13 protein-coding genes are annotated in these 12531 nt (G+C 67.9%); 6 read left to right on the forward strand and 7 right to left on the reverse strand.

The window, feature by feature from the left end:
• Positions 1–9 precede the first annotated feature (9 nt).
• The 7 genes from E1P53_RS13770 to E1P53_RS13800 are packed head-to-tail and all read right to left on the reverse strand — an operon-like array spanning position 10 to position 6629.
• Entirely contained in the window at positions 10–765 is a 756-nt protein-coding gene (locus E1P53_RS13770; protein ID WP_131734656.1) for an SDR family NAD(P)-dependent oxidoreductase, read from the reverse strand.
• Positions 762–1964 carry an acyl-CoA dehydrogenase family protein gene (locus E1P53_RS13775; protein ID WP_131734657.1) on the reverse strand — a complete coding sequence of 401 codons (1203 nt, stop codon included), beginning with the start codon at positions 1962–1964 and terminating at the stop codon, positions 762–764. Before E1P53_RS13775 ends, E1P53_RS13770 begins: the two co-directional genes overlap by 4 nt.
• A gap of 41 nt (positions 1965–2005) precedes the next feature.
• Entirely contained in the window at positions 2006–2995 is a 990-nt protein-coding gene (locus E1P53_RS13780; protein WP_006901056.1) for a phosphotransferase family protein, read from the reverse strand.
• Positions 2992–4197 carry an acyl-CoA dehydrogenase family protein gene (locus E1P53_RS13785; protein ID WP_006901057.1) on the reverse strand — a complete coding sequence of 402 codons (1206 nt, stop codon included), beginning with the start codon at positions 4195–4197 and terminating at the stop codon, positions 2992–2994. Before E1P53_RS13785 ends, E1P53_RS13780 begins: the two co-directional genes overlap by 4 nt.
• Before the next feature lie 28 nt (positions 4198–4225).
• Positions 4226–5377: a thiolase family protein gene (locus tag E1P53_RS13790; protein ID WP_131734658.1), complete on the reverse strand. Its 1152-nt coding sequence runs from the start codon at positions 5375–5377 to the stop codon at positions 4226–4228.
• Positions 5374–5784, reverse strand: a complete 411-nt coding sequence (locus tag E1P53_RS13795) for a Zn-ribbon domain-containing OB-fold protein (protein ID WP_006901059.1) — start codon at positions 5782–5784, stop codon at positions 5374–5376. The genes E1P53_RS13790 and E1P53_RS13795 overlap by 4 nt, the downstream gene beginning before the upstream one ends.
• A 56-nt stretch (positions 5785–5840) precedes the next feature.
• Positions 5841–6629, reverse strand: a complete 789-nt coding sequence (locus E1P53_RS13800) for an enoyl-CoA hydratase/isomerase family protein (RefSeq protein WP_006901060.1) — start codon at positions 6627–6629, stop codon at positions 5841–5843.
• Positions 6630–6741: 112 nt separating this feature from the next.
• On the opposite strand from E1P53_RS13800, the gene E1P53_RS13805 reads away from it, so the two are divergent.
• The 6 genes from E1P53_RS13805 to E1P53_RS13830 all read left to right on the forward strand — a co-directional run bounded on the left by E1P53_RS13805 (position 6742) and on the right by E1P53_RS13830 (position 12518).
• The gene (locus E1P53_RS13805) at positions 6742–7107 is read left to right on the forward strand and encodes a nuclear transport factor 2 family protein (protein ID WP_131734659.1); all 366 of its coding nucleotides are present in this window, start codon (positions 6742–6744) and stop codon (positions 7105–7107) included.
• On the forward strand, positions 7104–7481 hold the full coding sequence (locus tag E1P53_RS13810; RefSeq protein WP_131734660.1) for a hypothetical protein: 378 nt from the start codon (positions 7104–7106) through the stop codon (positions 7479–7481). Before E1P53_RS13805 ends, E1P53_RS13810 begins: the two co-directional genes overlap by 4 nt.
• Before the next feature lie 319 nt (positions 7482–7800).
• Positions 7801–8832 (forward strand): ABC transporter substrate-binding protein, encoded by a 1032-nt coding sequence (locus tag E1P53_RS13815; protein WP_006901063.1) that lies wholly within the window; start codon positions 7801–7803, stop codon positions 8830–8832.
• Positions 8829–9635 carry an SDR family NAD(P)-dependent oxidoreductase gene (locus E1P53_RS13820; RefSeq protein WP_006901064.1) on the forward strand — a complete coding sequence of 269 codons (807 nt, stop codon included), beginning with the start codon at positions 8829–8831 and terminating at the stop codon, positions 9633–9635. The genes E1P53_RS13815 and E1P53_RS13820 overlap by 4 nt, the downstream gene beginning before the upstream one ends.
• Before the next feature lies 1 nt (position 9636).
• Positions 9637–10812, forward strand: a complete 1176-nt coding sequence (locus E1P53_RS13825; RefSeq protein WP_131734661.1) for an ABC transporter ATP-binding protein — start codon at positions 9637–9639, stop codon at positions 10810–10812.
• Positions 10809–12518, forward strand: a complete 1710-nt coding sequence (locus E1P53_RS13830; RefSeq protein ID WP_181954851.1) for an ABC transporter permease — start codon at positions 10809–10811, stop codon at positions 12516–12518. Before E1P53_RS13825 ends, E1P53_RS13830 begins: the two co-directional genes overlap by 4 nt.
• Positions 12519–12531: the final 13 nt, after the last annotated feature.

Here is a 12531-nt window from a genome sequence, read left to right on the forward strand (position 1 = left end):
TGTGTCTCCTCAGTAGACCGCGGTCCGGCCGCCGTCGACGGGGATCAGGGCACCGGTCGTGTAACCGGCGGCGTCGCTCGCCAGATGGGTGACGATCCCGGCGATCTCCTCGGGCCGGCCGAGTCGTCCGGCGGGCAGGCGGTTGGTGACCAGCCCGATGAACTCCTCGTCCCAATTCTCCGCCATGTCGGTCGCGAAGCTGCCGGGCATCACGCAGTTGACGCGAACGGTCGGGGCGTACTCCTGGGCGAAGGCCTGGGTGAGGGCGTTGAGTCCGCTCTTGGCCGCGGCGTACATGGCCTCGGCGGGACTCGGACGCAGCGCGCCGATGCTGGAGATGTTGATGATCGAGCCGCCGCCGGCTGCGCGCATCCGGTCGCCGGCGACCGCCATGAGCCGGAACGGCCCCTTGACGTTGACCTCGATGGTCTTGTCCCACAGCGCCTCCGAGACCGACACCAGGTTCTTCTCCAGAGGCGCGATCCCGGCGTTGTTCACCAGGATGTCGAGGCTTCCGTGGCGCTCGATGATGCCGTCGACGGCCGGTTCCAGATCGTCCCAGCGGCCGACGTGCAGCGCCAGCGGATGGGCCTGGCCGGCCGGGACATCGGCCAGCGACGCGACGGCCTTCTCGCAGGCGTCGAGCTTGCGACTGGCCACGATCACCGTCGCACCGGCCTCCTTGAGGCCGCGGGCGATGGCCAGGCCCAGTCCTCGGCTCGCGCCGGTGACGAGGGCGACCTTTCCGTTCAGTTCGGTGCTCATGCGTGCTTCTTCACTTCCAGTCGGGCGATGGTGCGGAGGTGGACCTCGTTCGGTCCGTCGGCGATCTGCAGGGCGCGGGTCAACGCGTGGAGCCGGGCCAGGACGGTGTCGTTGCTGACACCGGCGGCGCCGAAGGTCTGCACCGCCCGGTCGACGACCTTGTGCGCGACCTCCATGGCCGAGACCTTGATCGCCGCGACCTCGGAGCGCGCCGCCGCGTTGCCCTGGGTGTCCATCAGCCAGGACGCGTAGAGGACCAGCAGGCGGATCTGGTCGATCTCGATCCGGCTGCGTGCGATCCATTCCCGGACCACACCGCGGCTCGCCAGCGGGCCGCCGAAGGCGACGCGCTCCTGGGCGCGCCGGCACATGAGGTCCAGGGCTCGCTCGGCCATGCCCACCGCGCGCATCGCGTAGTGCATGCGGCCCGGCCCGAGGCGGCCCTGCGCGATGGCGAAGCCGTCGCCCTCCTCGCCGAGCATGTTCTCCACCGGGACGCGGACGTCGGTGAACTGGACCTCGCCGTGTCCGAGGCGGTCGGTGAAGCCGAACATCGGCAGATCGCGGATGACCTCGATGCCGGGGGTGTCGCGCGGCACCAGGATCATGCTCTGCTGGCGGTAGGTCGGGCCATCCGGATCGGACTTGCCCATGAAGATGATGAGCTTGCAGTCCGGGTCGAGGATGCCGGAGGTGTACCACTTGCGGCCGTTGAGCACATAGTGATCACCGTCGCGGCGGATCGTCGAGGTGATGTTGGTGGCGTCCGACGACGCGACCGCGGGCTCGGTCATGGCGAACGCCGAGCGGATCGAGCAGTCCAGCAGCGGCTTGAGCCACTGTTCCTTCTGCTTCTCGGTGCCGTAGAGGGCGAGGATCTCCATGTTGCCGGTGTCGGGGGCCGAGCAGTTGATGGCCTCGTTGCCGATGATCGAGCGCCCGACGATCTCGGCGAGCGGGGCGTACTCGAGGTTGGTGAGTCCGGCGCCGAGGTCGCCGTGGGTCATGAAGAGGTTCCACAGCCCGAGCTCGCGGGCCTTCTTCTGCAGGTCGCGCATGACCTGCGGCTGCTCGTGAGGGTTCTCGTTGGCGGCGATCTGCTCGTCGTAGATCTTCTCGGCGGGAAGGACGTGATCGGCCATGAACGCCTCGAGCTTGGCGGCGAGCTCGCGCGTCCGGTCGGAGTATGCGAAGTCCACGGGGTGTCTCCTGGAGTCGGATGGTGGGTGTGTCTCGGCGCCTAGATGCGCGCCATGAGGTCGGTGCCGGTCTCGATCAGCCGGGCGATGGTCGCGGGCAGCTTCTCCTGGTCGGGATCGTGATGCCGTCCCTCGCGGTGCCGCCGCAGGTTGTGGCCCATGATCGCGGCCATCTTCAGCCGGCCGAGCGCGTCGAACCAGGTGAGATCAGGCAGGGCGACACCGCCGCCGGTGTAGGCGTCGACGAGCTGTTCGGGGGTCGGCAGGGAAGGGACCTCGCGGCCGACCCCCGGGAAGTTGGTGCCGTCGGCGAAGACCAGGAACCAGCCGAGTTCGACGCGGGGGTCGCCGATGCTCCAGATCTCCCAGTCGATCAGGGCGACCGGCTCGACGCCGTCGGAGATGATGTTGCCCAGTCGGTAGTCGCCGTGGACCAGACAGGGCTCGATGGGCTCGGGCACCGAGGCGGAGAGGGCCTCGAGGAGTTCGGCCCCGCCGACGACGAGTTCGGGCGGAACCGCGCCCAGCGTCCTGGCCCATCGTGCGAGTTCGTCGGCGGGGGACAGGACCGGTCCGGCGACGTCGCCGGTGACCCCGGGGAGTGCGTGCGGGTCGACCGCGTGGAGGCGGGGGAGGATCTCGGCGGCCCGCAGCATACGGGCGGCGGCGAGGTCGGGGGCCACCGCCGGGTCGTCGAGGACCGGTTCGAGGGACTCGCCGGCGACGAGTTCCATGGCGAACCAGCCGGGCTCCTCGCGGTCGACCTCGAGCACCCGGGGGACCGGGACATCGGTGTCGGCCAGTGCGGTGAGGATCGTCGCCTGACGCAGCATGTCGTGCCGGCCGATCGACTTCTGGCCCTCCGGAACCGCTTTCACGACCCATTCGCTGCGGGAGCCGGAGTCGTCGTGCGCGCCGACCCGGTAGGTCAGGCCGGAGTGTCCGCCGGGAAGCACGTCGAACGAGTCGACGGTCAGGCCGTGTGAGGACCGCAGACGGTCGGTGACGCGCTGCTGCAGGGTGGGGGTCACAGTCGTGGCTCCTTCGGGAGGCCGAGGACGCGCTCGGCGATGATGTTGTGCTGGATCTCGTCGGTGCCGCCGGCGATCCGGTAGCCCGGGGCGCCCAGCACGTGTTCGGTCCAGGCGTAGGTTCCCCAGCTCCCGTTGTCCGCCACGAGGTCTCGACCGAGCAGGAGGCGCACGAGCTCGCTGGTCCGCGCCATGGTGTCGACGGCCAGCAGCTTGCCCATCGATGCCTCGGGTCCCGGTTCCACCCCGCCGATCATGGCCTGGGCCACCCGCATGCCCGCGATGCGCTGGACCGCCGCGCGGGCGGCGAGGTCGGCGACCTTGTCCCGCTCCAGATCGGTCAGCTCACGGTCCAGGTGACGTGCGAGTTCCAGTGCCTGGTCGGCGTTGGCCAGGCCCAGGCCGGCACCGTCGAGCCGTTCCGCGGCCAGGACGGTCAGCGCCACCGGCCAGCCCTGGCCGACCGGCCCGAGCCGGAGCGAGTCGTCGAGGACGACGCCCTCGAGGTAGACCTCGTTGAAGGAGCTGCCGCCGGTCATCTGCCGGATCGGCCGGACCGTCACCCCCTCGGCGTCCATGGGGACCAGGAAGACGGTGAGGCCCTTGTGTTTCGGGGCCTGGGGATCGGTGCGGCAGACGGCCACGCCGAAGTCGGCGACGAGGGCGCCCGAGGTCCACACCTTGTGGCCGTCGATGCGCCAGGTGCCGTCATCGGTGCGCACCGCCCGCGTCCGCACGGCGGCGAGGTCGGAGCCGGCCTCGGTCTCGGAGAAGAGCTGGCAGGCGATGAGGTCGGTGCGCAGCATCGCGCGGACGAAGCGGTCCTTCTGCTCCGGGGTCCCCCACTGGGCGATGGTGGGGGCGACGAGTTGCTGTGTGACCGAGAACATCTCGGTCCGCTTGGGGACCTCGTAGAACTCCTCGGCGGCACGGAAGGCGAGTTCGTAGGACATCGGCAGATCGCGCCCGCCGTATTCCTCCGGCCAGGTGAGTGCTCCCCAGCCCGCGTCGAACTTGGTCTTCTCGTAGGCGGAGATGGCGTCGGTGTGGGCCCGCTCCTGTTCGGGAGTCCAGTTCTCGAAGACCGCGACGGAGTCGCTGCCCTCGCCCCACACGGCATCGGTACGCCGCGGTGCCATGCTCGCGAGCCAGTTGTGCGCGTCGTCGGTGAAGGTCGCCAGATCCGGCAGTGTGGTCGTCATCTCGATCCGATCGGTGGAAGTGGTGGGTTCAGACGGCGAGAACGGTGCAGGCGCTGATGCCGGGCGCACCGTACACATGGGTGAATCCGACCTTCGGCGACCCGTCGACCTGTCGATCGCCGGCCTCGCCGCGCAGCTGGGTGACGATCTCGTGGACCTGGCGCAGGCCGGAGGCGCCGATGGGTTCGCCGTTGGCGATGCATCCGCCGTCGGTGTTGACCGGGAGAGTGCCGTCGATCTCGGTGCGCCCCTCGGCGATCCACTGCTCCTGCTCGCCGTGCTCGCAGAATCCGCACTCGGCCATGTGCATGATCTCCGCACCGCTCTCGGTGTCCTGGAGCTGTGCGACGTCGACGTCGGCCGGTTCGATCCCGGCCTGCTCGAAGGCGGCGCGGGCGGCGTCGGTGCTGACGCTCACCGGTTCCCCGGTCCCCTGGACCGCGGGGGCGAAGACCTCGAACGAGCCGAACTGCCGGGTGCGATGACTGATCGCCTTGATGGAGACCGGACGGCCGCCGAGTCGCCGTACGGCCGACTCGCTCGCCACCACGATCGCGGCCCCGCCCTCGCCGGGAGAGCAGAACATGTACCGGGTCAGCGGGTCGTTGACCATGTCGGCGTCGCGGATCACCTCTGCCGGCATCGGCTCCCGCCGCCAGGCGTTGGGGTTGAGCGACCCGTTGCGGTAGGCCTTGGCGGCGACCTGGGCCAGCGTGTCGCGGGAGATCCCGTACATGTTCATGTAGCGCGAGATCTTGGACCCGAAGAACTGGGTGGTGACCATGAGGCCGGCCTCGCCGTACCCCTCGGGCAGGCCCCATTCCGCGGGGAGCGGGTCGAAGGCGCCGCGGGGGTGCTTGTCGAAGCCGACGGCCAGCGCGATGTCGGCAGCGCCCGCGCGGACCGCGTTGACGGCGGACACGAGGGCGCTGCCGCCCGTGGCGCAGCCGTTCTTGACGTTGGTGAACGGGATTCCGGTGAAACCGAGTTCGGCCACGAGGGTGTCGGCGAGTCCGGAGCCGTCGCTGCCGCCGAAGGCCACCTGGACGTCGGGCCAGGTGACTCCGGCGTCGGCGAGCGCGGCGTGGATGGCGGTGACCGCCATCTGCCGTCCGCTGATCCCGTTCTGGCGCCCGAACTTCGACAGTCCGGCGCCGATGATGAATACGTCTTCGCTCATCCTCGGTCTCCCTGATCGGAGGTGGGTTCGGGCAACACGACGAATCGGGGGACGGGTTGCGTCGCGACGAGGGTGGCCGGCGCACCCTGCAGGCCCTCGAGGGTGTCGGCCTCGAGGATGCCTGCGATGCGGATGCCCTCGGGGAGCTCCACGTAACCCATCGCGAATGGTGAGAAACCCTCGGGGGGAGGAACATACGGCGGCGACTTGGGTGCGAAGCGCTGCACCGTGTACGCCCAGACGACGCCGTGCGTGCTCAGCTCGCGCGGGCGGGCCGTCGCAGTTGCGCAGCGGGTGCAGTACGTGCCGGCGGGAAAGCCGATCGTGCCGCACACCGTGCACTCCGATCCGTGGAGCACTGCGGCCTCCGCGACGTCGTCACGGACGGGACTGTCGTCGACCGTCATGTTCCTCCCCTTTCAGTTCTTCTCGAGGGTCACTCAGCGGATGTGTGGGCCGTGGATCAGCGGCCGACCCACTTCGGCTCGCGCTTCTGCAGGAAGGCGTTCACACCCTCCTTGGCGTCCTCGGACTGCAGGGCGTTGCCCACGGCCAGGTGCTCCATGACCATCAGCGACTGGATGTCGGCGTCGAGGCCGCGGTCGATCGTCATCTTGGTGAGCTTCATGGTGAACGGGCTCTTGTCGATGAGCGGGGCGATGAAGTCGGCCTCGAGCTGGTCGAGCTGGTCGGCCGGCGCCGAGGCGTTGATCAGATCCCACTCGGCGGCTTCCTTGCCGGACAGCAGCTTGCCGGTCAGCATGAGCTCCTTGGTCTTGCGGATGCCGATCATGCGGGGCAGGCGGTAGATCGGGCCGGCGCCGCCGAAGAGGGCGCGACGGATGTGGAAGTCGCCGATCTTGGCGTCGTCGGCGGCGATCGCGAAGTCGCACGAGATCATCAGCTCGAAGCCGCCGGCGGTGACGTAGTCCTCGAGGACGGCGACCGAGGGGGTGTTCATCGAGTACAGGCGGTCACAGACCTTGGCCGACAGGACGGCGACGTCCATGGCGGTGGTGCTGCCGACGAAGTCGTTCAGCAGGATGTCGAGGTCGAAGCCCGAGCAGAACTGATTTCCCTTGCCGCGCAGGACCAGAACGAGCAGATCGGGGTCGTTGTCGACCTCGACGATGATCTCGTCCAGACGGTGCAGCAGCTCCGGGGTGACCGCGTTCTTCTTGTGCGGGCGGTTCAGCCAGACGCGGGCGACGGGGCCGTCCTTCTCCAGGATGATGTGGTCGGTGTCGATCATGGGAAATCTCCTTCGAGGTGTTCGAGTTGAACTGGATTCACTTCAGTTCTAACCGCCACCTGAACTGAAGTCAATACTCGACGGGCCATGAATCCTGAACTAGGTTCAAATCATGACTGTGATCGACAAGTACTACGCGACGATCGACGCCGGGAAGCTCGACGAGGCGGTGGCGATGCTGGCGCCGGACGTCGAGTTCGCGATGATCCTCCCGACCGGGGAGAACCGCGGATCCGGACGTGACAAGATGCTCGAGTATCTGCGAAATCGCCCGCCGGTCAATCGGAAACACGTCGTCACCCGACTCGCTTCCGATCGTGATCTCGAGTTCGCGCAGGGCTCGGTGACCGAGGAGGACGTCCGCACCACGGGCTTCTTCGTCGGGGCGATGCACATCGGCGCCGACGGCCTCGTCGATCGCTACCAGGTCAGCTTCAGCCCGGACTTCGCCCTACTCGTAGAAGGAGACAATCGATGACGACCACCGCCACCGCCACGCCCGTCCTCGCCCAGTGGTTCGAGTACATGGACTCCGAGGATCCGGATCGCGTCCTCGGGATGATCTCCGACGACTTCGTGATGTCGGTGCAGTTCTCCAAGGGCGCCGGGCAGTCGGCCGAGTTCATCGGTGACCGCGCGGGGCTGGTCGGTTATCTCGAACAGCGGGAGAAGAGCGTCCTGGTCCACCACATCGACATCGGCGTGACCGCCGGCGGCTGCGAGATGGTGCTCGGGCGCACCACGAGGGACGGGGCCTTCGAGGCGTCGTTCACCGCCACCGCCCAGATCGACGAGAAGGGTCTCGTGCGTCGCTTGCTGATCGCCCGCACGCCCGAGGTCTCCTTCGACTGATCGTCTCCCCGGTCGTCGGCGCGCGACGGTCCTGATCTGTGAAATCATCGCCGTCACCTGCGGATATGCGGGTGACGGCGATGCGCGTTCAGCGGGTCGTCCGGTCCTGTACCTGCCGGGATCGACGCCGGAATCTAAACTGAAGTCGCCTCGATTTCGTGATTGACATCACTAGGAACCCCGGCTAAATTTCAGAACTGAGATCAGTTCAGTTCGGTCGTTCCCCCGGCCACCGCTGAGCTCTCCGGAGCGGCCGCGGACACCCCGCGCGATCGGCGCGCCGGACCCCCAGACGGAAGGTAGATGTCGTATGAGAGGTATGACCCGTGCGCTGGCCGCAATCTCGGCCGCGGTTGCCTCCGTGACCATGCTCGCCGCGTGCGGCGGTGACACCGGCTCATCCGGTGGCCCGGTCGCAGGTACGTGGGATGACGTGGTCGCGGCTGCCAAGAGCGAGGGCAAGGTGACCCTCTACTCCAGCCAGAAGCCGGCGAATCTCGAGGCGCTCAAGAAGGCTTTCGAGTTCGAATACCCGGAGATCACACTCGAATTCGTCCGTGGGACCGACGCCGACATCAACCCGAAGGTCGAGGCCGAGAGCCGGACCGGCAAGGGTGTCGCCGACGTCCTCATGCAGACCGACGCCGCGTGGATGAAGGCGGCCGAGGAATCCGGCGCCTACACGACCGCGCTCATGGGCCCCGCGCTCGACGCCCCGGAGTACGAGCCCCAGAAGAGCGTCATCGACGACGAGTTCGCGCTCACCAGCGCCGCGGTCTACAGCCTCGGATGGAACGCCGATGCCGTGCCGGCCGGACTCTCGACTCCGGAGGACGTCGTCGACCCCGCGTATCGCGGCAAGATCGGCATCGTCAATCCCACCGGCATCGCGTCGTATGTGGACATGTACCGGTACTACGCGAAGACCTACGGCGAGGACTACTGGAAGAAGATCGCGGCGTTGTCGCCGCGTGTGTACCCGAGCTCCCTCGGTGTGGCGCAGGCGTTGACCTCCGGGGAGATCTGGGTGACGCCCACGGTCCAGCCCCTTGTGACCGAGGAGGCCGCCGGTGCTCCCGTGGGATGGGCCCTGCCGAGGTCGCCGTGGGGCACGCCCTGGTACACCAGTGCCCTCTCGGCCGCTCCGAACCCGAATGCGGCACAGGTGCTGGTGAACTTCATGGTCACCCGCGCGGGCCAGACCGCACTCAACCCCGGATACGCCGCAGTGCTCCCCGACATCCCGGGCGCGGTGGCCCGTGCGCAGGAGGTTGCGACGCCGGACACCACGGATCTCACGCCGGACAAGGTGCGGGAGTTCTCCCAGAGCTGGGCGGAGGACTTCCAGTGAGCGGGACGCAGGACAACCGGATTCTCGATCTCGAGGGCGCCGCGGTTCTGATCACCGGCGCGGCCAAGGGCATCGGCGCCGCCACCGCTGCCGCGTTCGCCGCACGGGGCGCCGTCGTGTACCCCACCGATGTCGACGTCGAGCGGGGTCGGGCCGCCGCTGCGGAATACGGTGCCGCCGAACGATTCAAGGTCCTCGACGTCCGGGACGAACAGGCCTGGGAGAAGGTCGTCGACGAGATGGAGGCCGAGGGCCACCCGCTGCAGGTGATGGTCAACTCGGCCGGCGCAGCCATCCGCGCCCCGCTCGCCGACACCTCGCTCGAGGGGTTCCGGCGGATGGTCGACCTCAACCTCGTGGGAACCTTCCTCGGTGTCCGCACGGCCGCGCGGCGCATGGTCGACGGCGGTGCGGTGGTCAACATCTCGTCGCTGCGCGGAGTCGTGGCGACAGCCGAGCTCGGCGCCTACGGAGCGTCCAAGTTCGGGGTGCGCGCACTGACGAGAGTGGCCGCGATAGAGTTGGCGCACAGGGGTATTCGGGTCAACGATGTGTGTCCCGGAAGCATCGACACCGAGATCACCGCCGTCCCGGACTTCGACCACGTCGATGTCGCCAAGTACGTCCGCACCATCCCGATGCAGCGCCGGGGCGCCCCGGAAGAAGTTGCCGAAGTGATCGTGTTCCTCGCGGAACCGCGCAGCAGCTACATCACCGGCGTCGACCTCCTGGTCGACGGCGGCACCGGGGCGGGCGTGACCACCCCCACCAAGAACAACCCCGAAGAGAACACGGAGAACTGACGTGACATCTCGATTCTCAGTGTCCGGATTGGTCAAGAAGTACGGTGACAATGTCGTCGTCGACGATCTGGACCTGCCCATCGAAGAGGGCGAATTCCTCGTCCTGCTCGGCCCCAGCGGTTGCGGCAAGACGACCACCCTGCGTTGTCTGGCCGGCCTGGAAACCCCTCAGGGAGGGTCGATCTCGTTCAAGGACGAGTTGGTCTTCGATGCCGACACCGGCGTCAATGTGCCCTCGCACCGGCGCAACATCGGCATGGTGTTCCAGTCCTACGCGCTGTGGCCGCACATGACCGTCCGCAAGAACATCGCGTACCCGCTCAAGGTCCGCAAGATGAAGGCCGCACTCAAGGACGGGTCCATCGAGGAGGCCGCACGGATGGTCGACTGCGAGGGACTGCTGGATCGCTACCCGTCCCAGTTGTCCGGCGGCCAGCAGCAGCGCGTCGCGGTCGCGCGCGGCCTCGTCTCACGTCCGGATCTGGTTCTCTTCGACGAGCCGTTGTCGAATCTCGATGCGCGCCTGCGTGATCAGGTTCGCTCCCAGATCCACCAGCTGCATCAGCAGCTCGGGTTCACGGCCGTCTTCGTCACGCACGATCAGTCGGAGGCGTTCGCCCTCGGCGACCGGATCGCCATCATGAAGGCCGGCAAGATCGAGCAGTACGACGAGCCGGAACATGTCTTCGAGAACCCGGTCTCGGAGTACGTCGCCGCGTTCATCGGCATGTCGAACCGGATCGAACTGCGTCGCGTGTTCGGCGGTTGGGAGACCACCAAGGGGGATGCGGTCGATCTGTCGCGCGCGGTGGTCCGCGGCGTCCCCGACGACGGGACCGAGGCGGCGGCCCGCCTGCGCCCCGACGACCTGCTGCTGCACGCCTCTCCCGCAGATGCGCCGGCCGGCAACGTCGTGCTCCACGCCGAGCTGGTCGACTACGAGTACGGCGGACGCTACTACGACGTGACCGTGCGCACCGGTGAGGACACCCTCCTGCTCCGAGCCCCGGCCTCCGAGCACGCGAACACGCTGAAGAAGAGCACGCCCGGCGACCAGGTAACGGTGAGCTTCGACCCGTCGGCGCTTCGCGTGTACCCCGACCGTCCCGACGCGGCGATCGACACCGTTTCGCAGGTCGCCAAGACCGCGCCCGCCCCGGCGCAGCTGGCATCATGACGGCCACGGTTCCCGCCACCGGGATCGCCGCCCCCAGGTCGCTGTCGATCCCTGCCCAATGGCGTACCCGAATCGGTTACACCGCGCTCCTCGCGATCCTGGCCTACCTGGTCGTGCTGCCGATGGTGCGACTCCAGGCACTGGCCTTCGAGGACGGTGCCCAGGGCTACCGAAGCGAGTACGGGCGCTTCGACATCGCGGAGACGATCTGGACCACGGTCGCTCTCGCCGTCGGTTCACTGGTCATCGCCATGGTGCTGGGCACGCTCCTGGCGTTCGCCGCCAGCCGGCTCCCCGCGGGCATGGGCTTCCTGCGGATGATCCCGATCCTGCCGATCGTGATGCCGGCCGTCGCCAACATCGTGGGCTGGGCGTTCCTGCTCTCCCCGGGGCCCGGATACCTCAATGTGCTGCTCCGCAAGCTCCCGTGGTGGAGTGGCAGCGACAGCGGCCCGATCGACGTCTACACCGTGCCGTGGATCATCATCCTGACCGGGTTCGGCCTGACGTCCTTCGTCTACCTGTTCGTGAGTGCGGGCATGGAGAACATCAGCTCCGAGCACCTCGAGGCGGCGCAGACCAGCGGCTCCTCGACCGTCGGCGTCTTCTTCCGGATCGTGCTGCCGCTCCTGCGCCCGTCGCTCATCTACGGCGGCGGTATCGCCTTCCTGCTGGGTCTCGGGCAGTTCACCGGGCCCCTCCTGCTGGGCCAGAACAACGGCGTCAACGTGCTGACCACCGACATGTACCGTCGGGTGTCGGAGTCGCCGGCGGACTTCGCCGCGGCTGCTGCCGCCGGTTCGCCGCTGGTGATCCTCGGCATCGCGATCGTCCTGGTGCAGAAGCTGTTGCTGGGCAACCAGAGTCGCTTCGTCACCCACGGTGGCAAGGCCTTCAAGCCGACCGTCGGCCGCGCCCGCTGGGCCAGCGCGACCCTCATCGTCTACGCGGTGGTCGCGCTGATCATCCCGCTGGTGGGCCTGGTGATCGTGTCGCTGACGCCGTACTGGTCGGGCTCGCTGACATGGAGCCTGTTCACGCTGGACAACTTCCGTGAGCTCTTTGCCAACGCCGCGGTGGTGGAGTCGATCGTCACCAGCGTCCTCACGTCGCTGGGCGCCGTCGCGATCTGCATCCCGATCGGTTACGCGATGGCGAACCTCCTGGTGCGCGGCCGCCGGCACAAGGTCCTCGGCCTGGTCGGCGACCTCATCACCGCACTGCCACTGGGCATCCCGGCCGTCATCTTCGGTGTGGGCTTCCTGTTGACCTACAGCGAGCCGCCACTCATCCTGTACGGCACCCGCACGGTCATCGTCCTCGTCTACGTGGTGCTGATGCTGCCCTTCGCGGTGCGGATGCAGATGACCGCGATGCTCTCGCTGGGCAATGCCTACTTCGAGGCATCGGCGACCAGCGGCGCCTCGCCCATGGTCACCAACCTGCGGATCATGTTGCCGCTCATGCGTCCTGCGATCCTGAGCGCCGTCGCCCTGATGTTCATCCTGCTGACCCACGAGTTCGCGGCGTCACTGCTGGTGCGGGCGTCCACCACCCAGGTGATGGGCACCCTGCTCTACGACATGTGGCAGAACGGGTCCTACCCGCAGGTCGCCGCGATGGCCCTGTTGATGACCGCGGTGACCGCTGCCGGCGTGGGCGCGGCGATGGTGGTCGGCGGGCGCAACGTCCTCAGCAATCTGTGACACGTTTCCCTAG

This window comes from Gordonia paraffinivorans, from assembly GCF_900683595.1.
In the GTDB taxonomy this organism is placed as follows: Bacteria; Actinomycetota; Actinomycetes; order Mycobacteriales; family Mycobacteriaceae; genus Gordonia; species Gordonia paraffinivorans.

Excerpts from the sequence above, each read along its gene's own strand:
- E1P53_RS13790 (WP_131734658.1), bottom strand. The coding sequence starts at position 5,377 with ATGAGCGAAGACGTATTCATCATCGGCGCCGGACTGTCGAAGTTCGGG.
- E1P53_RS13810 (WP_131734660.1), top strand. The coding sequence starts at position 7,104 with ATGACGACCACCGCCACCGCCACGCCCGTCCTCGCCCAGTGGTTCGAG.
- E1P53_RS13785 (WP_006901057.1), bottom strand. The coding sequence starts at position 4,197 with ATGACGACCACACTGCCGGATCTGGCGACCTTCACCGACGACGCGCAC.
- E1P53_RS13830 (WP_181954851.1), top strand. The coding sequence starts at position 10,809 with ATGACGGCCACGGTTCCCGCCACCGGGATCGCCGCCCCCAGGTCGCTG.
- E1P53_RS13805 (WP_131734659.1), top strand. The coding sequence starts at position 6,742 with ATGACTGTGATCGACAAGTACTACGCGACGATCGACGCCGGGAAGCTC.
- E1P53_RS13800 (WP_006901060.1), bottom strand. The coding sequence starts at position 6,629 with ATGATCGACACCGACCACATCATCCTGGAGAAGGACGGCCCCGTCGCC.
- E1P53_RS13815 (WP_006901063.1), top strand. The coding sequence starts at position 7,801 with ATGACCCGTGCGCTGGCCGCAATCTCGGCCGCGGTTGCCTCCGTGACC.
- E1P53_RS13770 (WP_131734656.1), bottom strand. The coding sequence starts at position 765 with ATGAGCACCGAACTGAACGGAAAGGTCGCCCTCGTCACCGGCGCGAGC.
- E1P53_RS13795 (WP_006901059.1), bottom strand. The coding sequence starts at position 5,784 with ATGACGGTCGACGACAGTCCCGTCCGTGACGACGTCGCGGAGGCCGCA.